Annotated in this window: 14 protein-coding genes; 7 read left to right on the forward strand and 7 right to left on the reverse strand. The window is 45.0% G+C overall.

Features of this window, described 5'->3' with window-relative positions:
- Positions 1-391 precede the first annotated feature (391 nt).
- The 5 genes from A0256_20325 to A0256_20345 form a co-directional block, all read right to left on the reverse strand.
- Complete coding sequence (locus A0256_20325) at positions 392-967, reverse strand: hypothetical protein (protein ID AMR33605.1); 576 nt, start codon at positions 965-967, stop codon at positions 392-394.
- 256 nt (positions 968-1,223) lie between these two features.
- A complete protein-coding gene (locus A0256_20330) occupies positions 1,224-4,478 on the reverse strand; it encodes an error-prone DNA polymerase (protein ID AMR33606.1) in 3,255 nt (1,084 codons plus the stop codon).
- A 137-nt stretch (positions 4,479-4,615) separates the two neighbouring features.
- Positions 4,616-6,118, reverse strand: a complete 1,503-nt coding sequence (locus tag A0256_20335) for a nucleotidyltransferase (protein ID AMR33607.1) — start codon at positions 6,116-6,118, stop codon at positions 4,616-4,618.
- 2 nt (positions 6,119-6,120) lie between these two features.
- Positions 6,121-6,855, reverse strand: coding sequence for an Error-prone repair protein ImuA (locus A0256_20340; GenBank protein ID AMR33608.1), 735 nt, complete (start codon positions 6,853-6,855; stop codon positions 6,121-6,123).
- A gap of 7 nt (positions 6,856-6,862) precedes the next feature.
- Positions 6,863-7,237 carry a hypothetical protein gene (locus A0256_20345; GenBank protein ID AMR33609.1) on the reverse strand — a complete coding sequence of 125 codons (375 nt, stop codon included), beginning with the start codon at positions 7,235-7,237 and terminating at the stop codon, positions 6,863-6,865.
- Positions 7,238-7,683: 446 nt separating this feature from the next.
- Between A0256_20345 and A0256_20350 the strand changes: the two genes are divergently transcribed.
- A complete protein-coding gene (locus A0256_20350) occupies positions 7,684-8,058 on the forward strand; it encodes a hypothetical protein (protein AMR33610.1) in 375 nt (124 codons plus the stop codon).
- 8 nt (positions 8,059-8,066) lie between these two features.
- Here A0256_20350 and A0256_20355 read toward each other — a convergent pair whose 3' ends face one another.
- Positions 8,067-9,254 (reverse strand): mannonate dehydratase, encoded by a 1,188-nt coding sequence (locus A0256_20355; GenBank protein ID AMR33611.1) that lies wholly within the window; start codon positions 9,252-9,254, stop codon positions 8,067-8,069.
- 236 nt (positions 9,255-9,490) lie between these two features.
- On the opposite strand from A0256_20355, the gene A0256_20360 reads away from it, so the two are divergent.
- The 6 genes from A0256_20360 to A0256_20385 all read left to right on the forward strand — a co-directional run bounded on the left by A0256_20360 (position 9,491) and on the right by A0256_20385 (position 17,309).
- Positions 9,491-10,321 carry a 5-keto-4-deoxyuronate isomerase gene (locus A0256_20360; GenBank protein ID AMR33612.1) on the forward strand — a complete coding sequence of 277 codons (831 nt, stop codon included), beginning with the start codon at positions 9,491-9,493 and terminating at the stop codon, positions 10,319-10,321.
- A 17-nt stretch (positions 10,322-10,338) separates the two neighbouring features.
- Entirely contained in the window at positions 10,339-11,154 is an 816-nt protein-coding gene (locus tag A0256_20365; protein ID AMR33613.1) for a D-mannonate oxidoreductase, read from the forward strand.
- 6 nt (positions 11,155-11,160) lie between these two features.
- On the forward strand, positions 11,161-12,192 hold the full coding sequence (locus A0256_20370; protein ID AMR33614.1) for a carbohydrate kinase: 1,032 nt from the start codon (positions 11,161-11,163) through the stop codon (positions 12,190-12,192).
- A 130-nt stretch (positions 12,193-12,322) separates the two neighbouring features.
- On the forward strand, positions 12,323-13,615 hold the full coding sequence (locus tag A0256_20375; GenBank protein ID AMR33615.1) for a hypothetical protein: 1,293 nt from the start codon (positions 12,323-12,325) through the stop codon (positions 13,613-13,615).
- A 44-nt stretch (positions 13,616-13,659) separates the two neighbouring features.
- Positions 13,660-14,442 (forward strand): hypothetical protein, encoded by a 783-nt coding sequence (locus tag A0256_20380; GenBank protein AMR33616.1) that lies wholly within the window; start codon positions 13,660-13,662, stop codon positions 14,440-14,442.
- A 116-nt stretch (positions 14,443-14,558) separates the two neighbouring features.
- A complete protein-coding gene (locus tag A0256_20385) occupies positions 14,559-17,309 on the forward strand; it encodes a peptidase M16 (GenBank protein ID AMR33617.1) in 2,751 nt (916 codons plus the stop codon).
- Between the two features lie 148 nt (positions 17,310-17,457).
- Here A0256_20385 and A0256_20390 read toward each other — a convergent pair whose 3' ends face one another.
- Positions 17,458-18,225: a hypothetical protein gene (locus A0256_20390; GenBank protein ID AMR33618.1), complete on the reverse strand. Its 768-nt coding sequence runs from the start codon at positions 18,223-18,225 to the stop codon at positions 17,458-17,460.
- Positions 18,226-18,233: the final 8 nt, after the last annotated feature.

Genomic DNA, 18,233 nt, shown 5'->3' on the forward strand with positions numbered 1-18,233 from the left:
TTTGGAAAGAAATTCAAAAAAGAACTTTTAGAACCGCCACCAACAAGCTTTAAAAAAGGAATCGTAAAAACATTTCGGCAAAAAATATTTGGAGTTAAATGGAGATTTATTTGGACAGACCGATTTGTTTGGAAACCAAGTCCAACAAGACTTAAAAGAAGATAGACAGCCGCCTTTATCAGACTTTAATAATAAGCTAAAAACCGCTTTAAACTACAACCCAAAAAAATGAGATTAAAAAGCATAAAAAAAGAGCAGAATTTTTCTGCTCTTAATGTTATTAACTTTGCCTTACTATAAGGTAAGTGGTGTTATTTTACAATGATATCCATAAAGTTATTTATTAAATAGACGTTAATATTTTAACAATGTTATTTTAAATGTGTTTTTATTATTTAATCTTAAACGTATTCCCACTTAAGAAGTTGCCCTGTTCGATATTGCCAGTATGTTTATATGACTTACTTTTAACAATAGAGAAACCCGTTAATGAATGTTTTGCTATTATTTCAAAAGTAATAAACTTTCTTTGATTTAAACAAGTTTTTATGTCATGATAAGTAGAAAACTGCGCTGCGTAGTTAGTTCTACTGCTCAATCGTTTATCGGGAAGGAAAAAGTCTTGCCAAAGATGTTTCCAACATATTTGCGGCAATACCCATTGCTCGCTTTTTCGTAAAGGCACTTCGATATAGGAAACATCATCTCCATTTAGCGAAGGCGTCTGTTCGCATATGTACAATTTAATTTTTATATCATATGCATAATAAAGCAAAGATTTATTCACAACCTTAAATGAAAATAAATTTTGATTCCCAGAACCTGTATTTTCTTTAGAACAAGAAATACTATCCCCAATACGGATTTTAGGTTTAAATCTGCTTATTATGATTAGGAAAATGGCGGAAGACATAATACCTACAACTATAGCAGATATAGAATCAGTAAGAAATTTTGTATAAATCATGTGATTGGTTAAGCTCGCCAAACGTACAAAATAATTTCGATTTATAATATGTAACTGTTTAGTGTAAACTTGTATGTAGTTACAAAATATTACCATAGCACATTTAAGCGGGATAATTTTGCCAACGTTCAATAATTATACAGCCCTGATTGAAGGAGGTGCTTTGTTGGTAATAGACGATGACAGACAAAGGATCAGCATATCACCTCTTCGATTAGCCGGTTAAAGCAGGATAAAGTTGATCACTCCTATCCTGCTACTTAAAATTTCTTCCTCCGTAAAACACCTCCTTTTGGGGATCATCACGCGATGGGCGGTTACCGTCGCCGTGATATGGTTTGGTAGTTTCATCGCCACGGGCCAGCGTCAATACCGGCAAATCTTCTTTGTTATTTTTGGTGAGGCCTCGCATTAGTTTGGTAAGATCGAAACAGCGCTTTACAATTACGTGTACCACAATTCCTTCGCGCTGTAAGGTACCCTCTACCATCAGCAGGCGTGCCTGGAGTATTTCCTTACGGTATTTATCAAAAAGGCTTTCAAACACCACCAGGTTAGAGAAACCGGTTTCATCTTCTATGGTAATAAAACACACCCCTTTGGCCGTACCGGGCCTTTGCCGCACCAATACCAAACCGGCAACTCTAACGGTTGCACCATTGGCTATGCCATCCAGCTCTTTAGTGGAAGAGATACGCAGTAAGCTCAGTTTTTCGCGCACAAAACTTACCGGATGTGCTTTTAGCGAAAGTGCTGTAGTAGCGTAATCTTGTATCACATGTTCTGATGCGGCCATTAAGGGCAGAGACACCTGCGTTTCTATCACACTTTCTGAAGGCTGACCGGCAAATAACGCAACCGGGGCATCTGCCAGTGCAGCTACTTCCCAAAGCGCTTGTCGCCTGTCTAACCCAATGGACCGGAAAGCGTCACCATCGGCCAGCCGTTCCATTGCGGCCTGGGAAATCCCGGCATGCTGCAATTGTGTAATGGTTTTATAACCGCCCATTGGTTTGGCCCGTACCAACAGCTGCATATCTTCTTCCCGCAGGCCTTTTATCTGCCGCAAACCAATCCTTAGCGGGCGGTATTTATCCTCGCCTGTTTCCAGTGTATTATCCCAAAAGGAAAGGTTGATATCTGCCGGCCTTACTTCTACCCCATGTTTACGGGCATCTATCACAATTTGTGCAGGCTGATAAAAACCCATAGGCAAACTATTGAGCAAGGCACAGGCAAATACATCAGGGTAATAACATTTAAGCCAGCAGGAAACGTATACCAGCAAGGCAAAACTCGCGGCATGGCTCTCCGGGAAACCGTAGCTACCAAATCCCTCAAGTTGTTTAAATACTCTTTTAGCAAATGACTCTTCATATCCCCTATCCGTCATACCTGTCACCAGCTTTTTCTGAAAAGCACTCACCAGTCCTTTTGCCTTAAAAGTAGCCATGCTACGGCGCAGTTCATCTGCTTCGGCTGGTGTAAAACCGGCTGCTACAATAGCAATTTCCATAGCCTGCTCCTGAAAGAGCGGTACCCCGAGCGTTCGCCCTAAAATCGCCCTTAATTCTTCTTTTGGATACTCTTCCGCTTCTTCTTTATTGCGCCTGCGCAGGTATGGGTGCACCATATCTCCCTGTATCGGCCCTGGGCGAACAATGGCTACCTCAATCACCAGATCATAGAACTTTGCCGGTTTGAGGCGGGGAAGCATAGACATTTGCGCGCGGCTTTCTATCTGAAAAACGCCCAGGGTATCTGCCTGCTGAATCATTTCATACACTTTGGGATCATCCTCCTTATTGATCTCCGCCAGCGTAAGATCTTTACCATAATGATCTTTTGCCAGATCAAACGCTTTGCGGATACAGGTGAGCATCCCCAGGCCCAGCACATCCACCTTTAAAAAGCCCAGCGCATCAATATCATCCTTGTTCCACTCCACGCAGGTACGGTCTTCCATCCGGGCATTCATAATAGGGCACAGATCTGATAGTTTACCCTGCGTAATTACAAAGCCACCCGTATGCTGCCCCAGCTGCCGCGGAAAGCCAATGAGCTGACCGATCAGCTGCAACACTTTTTTCAAATGCGGATCATGAGGGTTCAGGCCCTGTTCTTCTAACTGACTGCCCTCCAAAAACTCCTCATCGAAATGCCATACCGCGCTGGAAAAGCGGTTAATGGTATCAACCGAAAGCCCCATGGCCTTCCCTACATCGCGAATAGCGCCTTTATATCGCTCCTGCGTAACGGTTGCCACAATGGCCGACCGGTGCCGGCCGTATTTATTATAGATATACTGGATCACTTCCTCCCTTCGTTCATGTTCGAAATCCACATCGATGTCAGGCGGTTCGTCCCGCGCATCCGACATAAACCTGGCAAAAAGCAGGTTGAATTTAGAGGGATCTACCGAGGTGATACCCAAACAATAGCACACCACAGAATTGGCCGCAGAGCCCCGCCCCTGGCAAAGGATGCCCTGCTCGCGTGCAAAGCGCACATAATCATAAACCGTTAAAAAATAGGAGGCATAATTTTTTTTCTCCATAAAGTCCAGCTCCATTTCAATATTTTCCCTCACCTTTTGGGGAATTTCATTATTGAATTTTTCATTGGCGCCTTTCCATGCCAGGTGTACCAGTTCCTGCTGCGGGGTACGCCCTTCGCTGGTAATTTCTTCGGGATAAATATATTTGAGACTGTCTAAAGAAAATTTACAGGCTTCGGCAATGGCTAAGGCATTTTCAATTGCCTCCGGGTATTTTTGAAACAAACGGTGCATTTCTTCAACGGGCTTTAAATGCCGCTCTGCATTTTCATGCAGCCTGAAACCCGCATTCTGGATGGTGCACTTTTCGCGCACACAAGTGAGTATATCCTGGAGTTCACGCCGTTCGGCAACATGATAGTGGGCATCATTAGTGGCTACTAATGGCACCCCCAGTTTAGAGAGGCGATGTAATCTTTTTTCATCATTGCCATTATAGCTGCGCGATGCTGCCAAATAGAGGTTATCACCAAAAGCCCGGCGATAATCGGCCAGATCCTGTAAAAATGTAGCCTCGAAATTAAAGGTTTCGGTTAAACTATCCGGCGGCACCACAATAAGCTTTATGCCTTCGGCATGCGTGTATACATCTGCTTTGTATAAATGGCATTCTCCTTTTTCTGCACGCAGGTTGCCGATGGTAAGCAAATTAGATAGCCTGCTGTAAGCAGCCGTGTCGGTAGGGTAAGCCATCAGGCTGGGACCATCTAGCAGGTCGATCCGGCAGGCAGGAATAAAACGAATGCTCTTTTCCTTTTCGCCTTCATCCTCCCTGCTATTTCTGAGTTTTTTAGCAGCCACATGGGCGCGCACAATCCCTGCAAAAGTATTCCGATCTGTTACAGCGATAGCCGTATAACCGTATATATCTGCCTGTTGCACCATTTCTTCGGGGTGAGATGCCCCCCTCAAGAAAGTGAAATTGCTGGTTACCTGTAATTCTGCGTATTGCATTTAACTCTTTGTATTTATCAGTTGCCTTTCTCCATCTTTACTGGTGGAGAATTTAACTCACCCCCCGCCCCCTATCTGCTACGCAAAGAGGGGGAGATATGGCTTTGCTGCATTTAAGCCTGCCACATCAATATAAATCAGGCAAAAAAACCATGAATAAACCACTGGTTGCTGCCATCTGGCTGGTAATGTCCCAGCCTGAACAACCAGTACCGCTGCCCATCCTGATCTTCTACATTATAGTAATCGCGGTGCTGCCCGCCTTCCAGCCACCATTCGCGTTCTATGCGTTCGGGGCCGTCGGCTCGTTTTATATGGTGCCGCTGATTTTTGTATATAAATACAATCGGCGGATAATCCGGAATGGGGGCGGCCACTTCAATAGCTTCGGGCCGGGGTAGTAACCGCACTGGTCTGGGTTTATCGCTCCGCCAGTTAATGGCCGGCTTGTCTTCCAGTGATACTGCCTTCTTAATACTGCGTTCGGGCCAGTAATGCTCATCGGGCAGGTAACGGTGTATGGTATCTGCTCCTACTTTGCCGGCCAGCCTGTCCAGCAGCTCAATTACGCCCACATCATCCAAACCCGGTTTACCGGCCCACATTGCCTCCTGCACCAGTGATACATCTTCCACTTTGGTGGCCTCCAATACAAAAAGCTCTATCCCTAAAGCTGGTTCAATCGAAGCAATTTTAAGCCCCAGCAGTTTAAAAAGATGATTAATATTATAGGTGGCCCGGTTGGTACCGATTTGTACCTGCTCCAATTTGCCATCAATGCGGTAACCCTTCAGCACCGCTACCCTAATGCCTTTACCTTCCTGATGCAGCCGCTTGCACAGCGCTTCCAGCAAACGGGTAATAGCAATCTCAATGCCTACAACGGTACGGATAGGTTCCATACAAGGCAGGCGTTCCTGGTAGGGCGGAATGATATGCAGGGGCTGCAAAACTTCATCTGCCTGCCCTAATGCCTGGGCCAGCCGCAGCAAAAAATGCTCGCCGAAACGCCTGCGCAATACCGAGCGCGGCATATTGATAAAATTGCCGATGGTGTTTAAACCCAGCTTTTGCAGCCGCTGTAAAACCACAGGCTCCAGCCTTAAAGCTATCGGCGGTAAGCTAAGCAGTGCTGCAGCATGCTCACCGGTTTTAATAATAGGCGTTACTTTGCCATAACGGGCAATGGCCCATGCAGCGCCCGCGGTATCAGCCATGGCGGCGCGTACATCATAGCCTTTACTGCGCAGGCGGTTAACTATTTCTTTCAGATAATCGCGTTCACTGCCCCAAAGATGTGTGCAGCCGCTTACATCCAGCATCAGCCCATCCGGCAGATCGGTAGCGATAATGGGCGTATACCTGGTACACCACTCGCCCAGGCCTTTTAACAATTTGGCCGCACGACCGGGCTTTTCATCAAACACCTGCAAATCACTAATAATGGCTTTGGCATCTGCAACAGGCATTCCTATAACTACACCCTCTTCCATCGCTTTAAGGTTAGCCGCAACAATAAGCATACGGCCATGATCCGGCGCGGAGAATATAAGGGGCAGGTCCTTCAGTTCTGGTCGGCGGAGCGTGAGCCAGTCGGTAGTTAAATACCTGAACCATATGGATACAAAGCGGCGCTGCATAATTACCCTGCATTAAGCATTTGCTGCTTAACCCCGCTTTCGGCAACTGTTTCAGCAATGGAAACAAACCGCCCGGTTAGCCATTCTGCTTGCCATATACCCGGGTTGCCGTTACGTACTTTTAATAATTCAACATTCCAGCGCGGATGGCCAACACCCGGTAAGCCATCCTGCAGCTCACTGGGCAGGTGGGTGATCTTCCAGCGGGCAGTGCAGGCAGTTGTACCCAGCTTACGCGCATCGGTACGCATCATAAAACCGGTTACTTTGCTTTGCTCAACAGCCAGCTGTAAACGGCGCGACTGGGTAAAGCTGATCTCGTTCAGTTCAGCAATAACGGCAGAAAGGCCTCCGCATTTTAAGGCCTCTTCCGTAGCCCAAAGTACGTCACGCTCGCGTTTCAGGTCAACAAATATCATTTTATCCGGCTCTACCCCAAAAGTTTTTAAAGAGGGTGGAAAAAGTGAGCGCGATGTGCTGATCCATAAACAAGCACCGCCCTGTTTCATAAGTGATTTTAAAATTCCGCCCACAAAACCACCACTTGCGGCAGCATCTTCGGGCCGGGTAGTTAAAAACTCATGTATAGCGCCAACCGGGAAAATACCATTTGGAAAAGCCCCTTCTATTGGCCCTAAACCAATAGTTTGGGTAGCCCCGGTGGGCGGCTTAAACCCTTGCAAAAGCAAAATATCCTTTTGCAGCTGGTTAATGATCTCTTTTTTTGATTCGGCCATAACATTATCAGTTTAATCCCGGTGCACGAAAAACAGGGATGAATAAAGCCATATAAGCCGTAAGATGAACGATCATATGCCGGCCGATAGCTTCACCAATTTCCCGAACAGCGCCATCACCCAAAGGGCTTTGATAAGCCATGTTCCAGCTATCAGCATCTACGTAGCGCAACTGGGAATCGTCTTCGGTTATCCTCGAATTACGATCATACCACTTGCCCTGATCAAGTAAAAGGGTAAGCGTAATAAACTCCCTGCCGTTATGATATTCGATAATAAATTGCGGCGCGTAGGGCATATCCCATTGCTCCGGCGGCACTTCGTCCACCTGGATCCGGGTTACTCCCTGGCTTAATTCAACATCTATATAAAACTCCTGCATAAAACTTAATACAAATATAATGCTAAAAATATTAGCATTATAAGAGTGTTGATAAAAAGTTTTTTAGGATAGTTACAGGTTAAATTCTCAAGAAAATTTAAGCTATCAGCGAAAGGCCGGGTTAGTTTTAATCAGAAAAAGTGTAAATATTTGTCAGTAAGATGTGATGGAAGTTTGTTCCAAAGTGTTCCATCGGGGTATTCCGAAGCCTATTATCAAGCGGCAACAAATTTTACATAACTATATAATAATAAGATTATTATATAGTTTACCTCAACAACAGGGATGTTCCAATTTGTTCCACTTAAACTCATTATATATCTGAATATCAAGTTTTTACAAAAAAAGCTGTTCCACCTTCACAAAGTGGAACAAACCTCGTTTATAGCTGAAAGAAGTTTACAGTAATTCTACTACATTTCTTAGCTTAGCCACCGATACATCATATGATAAAAGCTTATAAATTATATACCGGCGAAGACGGGCATTCGCATGTACAAACGGGCACAATTAGTGAAGGGGTGATGAACCAGGCATCATCTGTGCGTTTCCAGGAATCGCCGCCACATTCGTTTTACGACTGGCACAACGCCCCTACCGAACAGTATGTGATCACCCTTTGCGGAACGCTTGAATTTGAGACCAGGCCCGGTGAAACTTTCATTATAAAACCGGGAGAAATATTGGTTGCAATGGATACCACCGGCACTGCCCACAAATGGAAACTGATTGACGATGCCCCGTGGCGCCGCGTATATGTAGCCTTTGAAGCCAGCCAGCAGTTTAATTTTGTGCCGGATGAAACCAACAGCCGGGCTTAAAAGAAATCCTAATAGCCGAATGCTCTTTTAATGCCGAGTTCCAGCCCGCGCAATTCTGCCAGTCCGCGCAAACGGCCAATAGCAGAGTAGCCCGGGTTTGTTTTCTTATGCAGATCATCCAGCATCTTATGCCCGTGATCCGGCCGGAAAGGCATGCTGATATCTTTGCGGCCGGCGGCTATCCGCTTTTGCTGCTCTTCCAGCAAAGCTTTCATTACTGCATACATATCCACGTCACCATCCAAATGATCGGCCTCGTAGAAATTACCCAGTTCGTCCCTCCTGGTACTGCGCAGATGGATAAAATGGATCCGGTGCCCCAGGCGCTGCACCATACCGGGCAAATCGTTACCGGCTATCACCCCAAACGACCCGGTGCAAAAAGTTAAGCCGTTGTTGGGGCTATCAACAGCGTTGTAAAGGTCGGTAATGTCCTGCTCGTTACTTACCACTCGCGGCAACCCTAATATCGGGTAAGGCGGGTCATCCGGGTGGATGCACATCAGCACGCCGGCTTCCTCTGCAACAGGAATTACCTCCTGTAAAAAATAAGCCAGGTTGGCCTTTAGGGCGGCGGCATCAATATGATTATAGGATGCCAGCATAGCCAGCACACTCTCAATCGTATAACCTTCTTCAGACCCCGGCAAACCGGCAATAATATTGGTTATGAGTTTTTGTTTGTCTGTTTCGTTCAATGAAGTGTAATAGGCCCTAGCGCTTTGTAAAACGTGTTCTGAATAGCTTTCTTCGGCGCCGGGCCTGTTCAAAATATACAGATCAAATGCGGCAAAAGCGGCCATTTCAAATCTTAATGCAGTCGAACCGTCAGGCATCAAGTAGTCCAGATCGGTGCGGGTCCAATCCAGCACGGGCATAAAATTGTAGCAGACGATGTTTATACCACATTGCCCGAGGTTGCGCAGACTTTGTTTATAGTTAACGATATATTGCATAAAGTTGCCGCTGCGTTTTTTGATATCCTCGTGCGGCGGCACGCTCTCCACCACAGACCATAGCAACCCGGCATCCTCTATCAATGCTTTCCGCTTGAGGATCTCGTCAACCGGCCAAACCGCACCATTTGCGATATGATGTAAAGCTGTAACAATGCCGGTAGCACCAGCCTGTTTAATATCAGATAAACTAACCGGATCCTTGGGACCATACCACCGCCATGTTTGCTGTAAACTCATATGCAAATATTATTTTTTCAAACCGTATTTTAACAAGGTATGTATATTAACAATTGCAAACGTTTATATTTCTACGTAAAAGTTTGAGTTCTGCCGCCTTTGGGTATATTTGAGTGTGAGGCGGGTTTACGATAACGATTGCGTAGAAATAACAAGCTGTTTATTTCTGATTATTACATCAATAGTTTACACTTGCCATCCAATGTAAATGTTAAATACCTTCAACAGTTTCTGTTTTGAAAATACTACATGCCGTGCATCCCGGCGACTTTAAAAGTTACCAAACTGAAAAGATCCGTGAGAATTTTTTGATGGAAGACTTGGTTAAAACCGACCAGATCAACTGTGTTTACACCCACTACGACAGGATGATCATTGGCGTGGCGCACCCGGCTACTAAAGTTTTGGAACTGGAAAATTACCCAAACCTTCGTGCAGAATATTTCCTGGAACGACGTGAAATCGGCATCATCAATGTTGGCGGAGATGGCGAAGTAACTGCTGATGGGCAAACCTATCCGCTTAAAAAGCTGGATTGCCTTTATGTAGGAAAAGGCGTAAAAAATGTTCAATTTTCTTCCAAAATGGCAGAAGATCCGGCAGTGTTTTATTTACTCTCAGCACCGGCACACCAAACTTACCCAACCGCGCTCATGCCTCTGGCGGATGCTGTTAAAGTGGTTGCCGGGCATAGTGCAACCGCTAACCATCGTACCATCAATAAATACATCCATGCCGATGGCATTAAAAGCTGCCAGTTGGTAATGGGACTTACTATTTTAAGCACAGGCAGCGTTTGGAATACCATGCCGCCGCATGTGCATGACAGGCGTATGGAAGCTTATTTTTACTTCGACCTGCCAAATAACCAGCGCGTTTTTCATTACATGGGCGAGGAAAAAGAAACACGGCACATTTTGGTGAGTAACCATAACGCAGTTGTTTCGCCGCCCTGGAGTATGCACTCGGGTGTGGGTACGGCCAGTTACAGCTTTATTTGGGGCATGGCAGGCGAAAATTTAGATTATACAGATATGGATGCAATTGATATCGAGGGCATCAGGTAATAAATAATAAACTATAAATGGATAACTCTTTTTCATTAAAAGGTAAGGTAGTTGTGGTAACCGGTGGCACCGGCATACTTGGCAACTCGTTTGTAAATGGCATTGTAGCCGCAGGTGGTGCCGTGGGCATTCTGGGCAGAAACAAAGGAATAGCCGAAGAGCGTGCCGCTGTCATCAACAAAAATGGCGGCGAAGCTATAGCACTCGTTGCCGATGTTTTGGATGAATCAGCTTTGCAGCAAGCAAAAATTGCAGTGCTTGACCGCTTTGGCCGGCTGGATGGTTTGGTTAACGGTGCCGGGGGCAATATGCCTGTTGGTGTAATTCAACCCGATGAGGATATATTCAAAATGAATATGGACGGCATGAAAAAAGTGCTGGATCTTAACCTCTGGGGCACACTACTGCCTACCCAAATCTTTGGCGAGGCCATTGCTAAAACCGGAAAAGGAAGTATCGTTAATATCTCATCCATGAACTCCAAACGTGCGGTGACCAAGGTATTGGGTTACAATATGGGTAAAGCTGCGGTTGATTGCTATAACCAGTGGTTTGCTGTTGAACTGGCTAACCGCTACGGCGACGCCATCCGCATGAATGCACTGGCCCCTGGCTTTTTTCTGACAGAACAAAACCGCAATTTGCTTACCCTGCCAGAAGGAGGCTACACATCCCGCGGCGAATCTGTGATCAGGCAAACACCTTTTAAACGTTTTGGCGACCCGGATGAACTGATTGGCGCACTGGTATGGCTGTTGAGCGATGCTTCAAAATTTGTTACCGGATCAATGATCTGCGTAGATGGTGGATTCTCTGTATTCAGCGGGGTATAAACAGATATGAAAGCTGTAAACACGGGATCGGTATTAACATTTGGAGAAATGTTACTGAGGCTTTGCCCGGATGCGGGTGGTAGCTGGCTTGGTAATGAACAATTACCATTTCATGTTGGCGGAGCAGAACTGAATGCGGCAAGCGCACTGGCCTTGTGGCAGGTGCCAACCAGGTACTTTACGGCCTTGCCTGCTAATGGGCTTTCTGACCAACTGATTAGCTATGTAAACAAGCGCAACATAGATACCAGCGCAATTCATCTCGGCAGTGGCCGGTTAGGCTTATTCTATCTTACAAAAGGCAAGGACATGAAGCACGATGCCGTGATCTACGATCGTGCAGGATCTGCTTTTGCCGAACTCACGTCAGGTATAATCAACTGGGATGAGGTTTTAAAAGGGGTAAGCTGGTTCCACTTCAGTGCTATTTGCCCGGCACTTACCCAGCAAACAGCCAACCTTTGCGAAGAAGTTTTAAAAGCGGCATCTAAAAAAAACATTACTATTTCCCTCGATTTAAATTACCGCGCAAAACTGTGGCAATATGGTAAACAACCCAACCAGGTGATGCCGGCTTTGGCCAAATATTGCACGCTAATAATGGGTAATGTTTGGGCAGCAGAGAAACTGCTGAAAGTGCCGGTAACGCCGGAGATGCATGAATCAGGCCAGAAGAGTATATATTTGAAAGAGGCACTGCTATCTTCAGAAACGATCATCAAGGAGTTTCCGAATTGCAAGGCCGTTGCCAATACTTTCAGGTTTGATGAAGGTAACGGCATCCGTTATTACACGACTTTATACACCGATAATAAATTCTATAATTCGGCAGAATACAGTTCTGATTTTGTGACCGATAAGGTGGGCAGCGGCGATTGTTTTATGGCAGGATTGATCTATGGTTTTTATAACCATCTTTCGCCCCAGGAAACGCTTGATTATGCTACCGCAGCGGCATTTACTAAATTATTTATTGCCGGTGACGCCACAACAAGTACAATTACAGAAGTTCAAAATGCAATTAAATATGACGGATAAGTATTTGTCTTAACAGAAAAACGGCTTTTTGGGGTGCATCGGTATTGAATTGAGAAGTGATCTGAACAAAATACCCCAGAGCCAAAACTAGAATACCGGCAGCTTATTATAGCTGCTAACCAAACCGATTATGAACGAACCAAAAAAGACAAACTACCGATGGGTGGTAGTAGCCCTCCTGTTCTTCGCTACAACTATTAACTACCTCGACAGGCAGGTGATCGGGTTTTTGAAACCCACCCTGGCTGCAGAGTTTAAATGGACGGAAACCGATTACAGCCACATTGTTATGGCCTTTTCGGCGGCCTACGCGCTGGGTTTGCTTTTTTATGGGGGTATCATAGATAAGATAGGTACGAAAATGGGCTACACCATTTCGCTTATAGTTTGGAGCCTGGCGGCGATGGCACATGCGATCGTAAAATCCACCTTCGGATTTGGCGTGGTAAGGGCTGCACTCGGATTGGGCGAATCGGGCAATTTCCCGGCAGCTATTAAAGTAGTAGCAGAGTGGTTTCCTAAAAAAGAACGCGCCTTAGCAACAGGTATATTCAATTCCGGTGCAAATATCGGGGCAATACTGGCGCCGGCCCTGGTACCATGGATCCTTGGGGTTTACAACTGGCAAATGGCCTTCCTGATCACCGGCGCCATCGGTTTTATATGGCTGGTGTTTTGGTTGTTATTTTATGAATTACCGTCCAGACATAAAAAAGTAAACACAGCTGAGTTTGATCACATCCATTCTGATACCAGCGAAGCAGCGGCAGCAAACCTCCCGGAAGGAAAAACTAAATGGGCTAAGCTTTTTGGCATCCGCCAAACCTGGACTTTTGTTGTTGGGAAATTACTGACAGATCCTATGTGGTATTTCTTTTTGTTCTGGCTACCCTCCTACTTTTCCAGCACCTTCAATCTCGATCTGAAAAAACCAACGCTGCCACTTATTGTAATTTATACCGCAACTACAATTGGCAGTATAGGCGGCGGCTATTTATCATCCTGGTTGATCAAAAAAGGAATGCCAATATTTAAGGCCCGTAAAATAGCCATGCTGATTTTTGCGCTTTGTGTAGTACCTATATTTTCTGCCAGGTTTGCAACAAACATTTGGCAGGCAGTTGCATTAATCAGTCTGGCAGCGGCTGCACATCAGGCCTGGAGCGCAAACATTTTTACTACAGCATCAGACATTTTTCCAAAACGGGCAGTGAGTTCGGTAGTGGGTATCGGTAGTATGGCCGGGGCTGTGGGCGGCATTGCTTTCCCGTTCTTTATCGGTTGGATCCTCGATTCGGCTAAAGCCGCGGGAGATGTTACGTCAGGCTATAATATTCTTTTTATCATCTGTGCGTGCGCATATGTTGTAGCTTGGCTATTGATGCATTTGATATCTCCAAAAATGAAGGTGGTTGAGTTGTAACGATACTAGCCTTGCAGTTTACTGCCGGATTAAATGAACCAGACATGATTAAAAAGCTTTATTTTATCCTTGGGCTGCTATTGACAACCAGCAGCTCCTTTGCTCAAACGGTGATGCTGGATTACTATTTTAATCACGAAACAAAACAAGATGCAAACCGTCAGCCCCAGCGGTTTCATTACCTATGGGAGGATACTAGTAGTACCGGATTTTCTATCTGGGGCCAAATTTTTAAACACAAAGGCGCCACGCTACGCAGCCTGAACGCTGCTCCAACTACCGGTAACTTGAAGGGCGCTTCAGTTTACATTATTGTTGATCCGGATTCGAAAAAAGAAAACCCGAATCCCAATTTCATTACCGACGCCGACGCCAAACAAATAAGCAATTGGGTGAATGCAGGTGGTATACTTATCCTCATGGCTAATGATAGCGCCAATGTGGAGCTGCCGCATTTTAATATCCTGGCCGGGCATTTTGGGCTACATTTTAATAATGATATGCAAAACCATGTAGTTGATGACGATCATTTTAACGATGGCGCCGTACTAATAACCAATCACCCCATCTTCCAAACCAGCAAAAAACTCTTCCTTAAGGATATTTGCAGTATTGCGTTGAGCGGCAAAGCTATACCCGTACTCAAAACAACTAATGGTGCTGTGATAGCAGCCACTACCAAATATGGCAAAGGTTTTGTATTTGCCATTGGCGACCCGTGGCTTTATAACGAATATGTAAATGGTCGCCTACCTGCTGCCTTTGATAACAACCACGCTGCTGACGATCTAGTGAATTGGGCACTGGCATTAGCCAGAAATCAATAGATTTACAGTTTGCCATATTAAATATCTAAATATTTTATAAGCGGAATAATAATTTACACAGCCAATAATTCGCAAAAAATATTTGTCTATTTTTAGAATAATAAAATTTTATTCTGATGAAGATGAAAAAACCTATCCTACTCATTATCCTGCTCGCGCAAAGTGCCATGCTGTTTGCACAAAAGCCGGTTCCTAAAAAATTTCCTGACATCAATATCCCTTACAAGCGGTTCGTTTTAAAGAACGGATTAAGATTATTGGTGCATGAAGACCACAAAGCGCCTATCGCGGCCTTCAATATCTGGTATCATGTAGGTTCAAAAAATGAAAAGCCCGGTAAAACAGGTTTTGCACATTTATTTGAACACTTGATGTTTAACGGCAGTGAGCATTACAACGATGATTATTTTAAAGTGATGGAAAGCATTGGCGCCACTAACTTAAACGGCACTACCAGTAACGACCGTACTAATTATTTCGAAAACTTCCCGGTATCGGCACTTGATAAGGTACTTTGGCTGGAAAGCGACCGGATAGGCTTTATGGTTGGAGTAATAGACAGCGGCCGGCTTAACGAGCAGCGCGGTGTTGTGCAAAACGAAAAAAGATCAGGCGACAACCAGCCCTATTCAATTGCTGAAGAACTAACTGCTAAAAGCACTTATCCATCCAATCACCCCTACTCGTGGACGGTTATCGGTTCCATGGCTGATTTGGATGCAGCATCCATCCCGGATGTAAAAGACTGGTTTAAAAAATATTACGGGCCAAATAACGCAGTGGTGGTTATTGCAGGTGATGTAAATGCTGATTCGATATATGCCAAGGTGAACAAATACTTCGGCGACATCCCTCCAGCAGGGCCAATTGCCAAACAAGCTTTATGGACCGCTAAAATGACCGGTACACATGAAGAGACCGCCCAGGACCGTGTACCCCAGGCGCGCTTACAAAAAACATGGAACGTGCCGGCATTCGGAACCAAAGATGCTACCTACCTCAACTTATTAAGCAGCATACTGGCCGAAGGCAAAACATCGCGCCTGTACAAAAAACTGGTTTATGATGACCAAACTGCCAGCAACCTTTACGCCTATTTGGATGATCGCGAAATTAGCAGCCAGTTTACAATCATTGTGAACGCTAAGCCGGGGATTACGCTTGATTCTATTGACCATACCATTAACCGCGAACTTTCTAAAGTATACGCCACCGGCGTTACCCAGGCCGAACTTGATCGTGCTAAAACAACCTATTTTTCTAATTTCATTAAGGGGATGGAAGGGATTGGCGGTTTTGGTGGCAAATCTGACATCCTTGCGCAGTATGAAACATTTAGCGGCGATGCCGATCATTATAAAGAGGTACAAAAGTGGATCAAGAATGCTACCGTGGCTGATATCAGGGCAATTGCAGTAACCTGGTTAATGGATGGAGAATATAAATTAAGGATCACTCCTTTTGGGACACCATCTGCCGAAACCGCTTCTATTAACCGTACGGTTCAACCGCCCTTGGGCCCATCGGTTGCGGTGAAATTTCCCGAGGTAAAAGAATTCACATTGAGCAACGGGCTTAAAGTTGCTATGGTGAAACGCACTGCCGTACCCGTTGTAAATATGTCGATGTTTTTTAATGCCGGTTATTCCGCCGATCAAAACGTTCTGGCAGGAACAGCCTCTATGACGATGAAGATGCTTAAGGAAGGCACTAAAAAACGAACCTCTTTGCAAATCAGCGATCAATCAAGCGATATCGGCGCAACCATATACACCTATTCCAACCTGGATTTTTCGTTTGTTGGGATGAATGCTTTAAAAACAAACCTGGAACCATCACTTGATTTATTTTCGGATATTATTGAAAACCCGGCATTCCCCCAGGCAGATTTCGACCGTATCAAGAAACAGCATTTGTTGGGCATCAAGCGGGAGCAGGTAGAGCCATCAACTATGGGTCTCCGTATTCTGCCTAAGTTAGTTTATGGCGAAGGTCATGCCTACGCCAATCCTTACACCGGTAGCGGTACCGAAAAATCGGTAAATAAATTAAGCCGGGCAGATGTAATTAAATTTTACGACACCTGGTTTGCTCCAAACAATGCCACATTGGTAGTAGTGGGCGATGTAGATGAAATATCTTTAAAGGCAGTGCTGGAAAACAAGCTGGCACTATGGAAAAAGAAAACAGTGCCTACTAAAACCATTGCAGCCGTAACACTGCCGCAGAAACAAACCGTGTATATAGTTGACAAGCCTGATGCCGATCAGTCTATCATCTTTGCTGCAGAATTAGCCCCGTCTGCAACTGATCCAAGCAATAAGTTTTATAGCATGATGAACCGCATACTTGGCGGTGATTTCACCTCCCGTATCAACATGAACCTGCGCGAGGATAAACACTGGTCGTATGGATCATTCTCTATACTGCTGGATGCTTACGGTCAGGGATTTTTTACCGGCTACGCCCCGGTACAAACCGATAAGACCAAAGAATCAATTGTTGAGTTGCGGAAGGAACTACAAGATATCTCATCTAAACGCCCCGTTACCGAAGCGGAGTTTAAAAAAGTACAAACCAATGCCGTTTTAGAGCTACCAGGGACCTGGGAAACCAATAGTGCAGTCTTAGGCGATCTTCAATCTGCATTGATGTATAACCGCGGAATGGATTATCTGAACAACTATGCCGCTAATCTTCAAAAACTAACATTGGAGGATATCCGTAAAGGCACTAAGGAAGTAATTAAACCGGACAATTTAACCTGGGTAATTGTAGGCGACCGGGCTAAAATTGAGAAAGGTATCCGGGAACTCAATATTGGTACCGTCCAGATCATTGATTCTGAAGGAAATACAGTAAAATAAAGACCGCACAAAAAAATAATAAAAATGGGTTATAAGAAAATGGCCGTCCAATCGGGCGGCCATTCTTATGTTTAAAGAAATTTCGACAATAAACGGTCACGAGATTATAGCGCAGGCTTGAATTCATGAGCTCAAAAATCTCTTAAAGTTATAACTCCCTTACCCAGATATTTTTATAGCTTATGGGTTTACTATCATCGCCATGAGCTTGCAACTTTATAGGCGCCGGGCCATGCTTGCGATATTGGGGCTGCCCAATGTAGGGGGTATCTCCTTTTAATATGGTATTATTTTGAACCAGGATGCTATTGTGCAAAACAGTTACGCGGGCCGGAGCGTTAACAGAACCATCTTCATTAAAACGGGGAGCTGTCCAAACCACATCATAATAGTTCCACTCCCCCGGTTTGCGGCAGGCATTTACCAACGGTGGCGATTGCTTATACATACTGCCCGCCTGGCCGTTTACATATGTTTTGTTGCCGAAGTTATCCAGTACCTGTAACTCATACCCACCTGCTCCCCATGGAAGAGCAGCTAAAAAGATGCCGCTGTTACCGCGCGCCTGGCCGCTGCCGGCAATATCTTCGGGGATTTTGCACTCTATATGTAACTGAAAATCAGTAAATTTCCTTTTGGTTTGCAGGTCGCCGGCCTTTTTATCAACGGTGATAATATCACCGGCCACATTCCATTTACGCATCGATGTGGAATCGTTGGTGAGCACCCACTCATCCAAATTTTTGCCGCCAAATAAAATTATGGCATCAGAGGGTGCCTCGCCGGCGATTTTAGCCGGTGTGACAACTTTAGGTACCGGTGTCCAGATCTCAGTATCTTCAGGTTTGGCACTTTGCTGGGCCTGTGAGCTCAATCCCGAAGCAATAATCATAGTAGTTATAAATAGTTTTTTCATTTGTTGAT

Source organism: Mucilaginibacter sp. PAMC 26640 (assembly GCA_001596135.1).
Taxonomy (GTDB): domain Bacteria; phylum Bacteroidota; class Bacteroidia; order Sphingobacteriales; family Sphingobacteriaceae; genus Mucilaginibacter.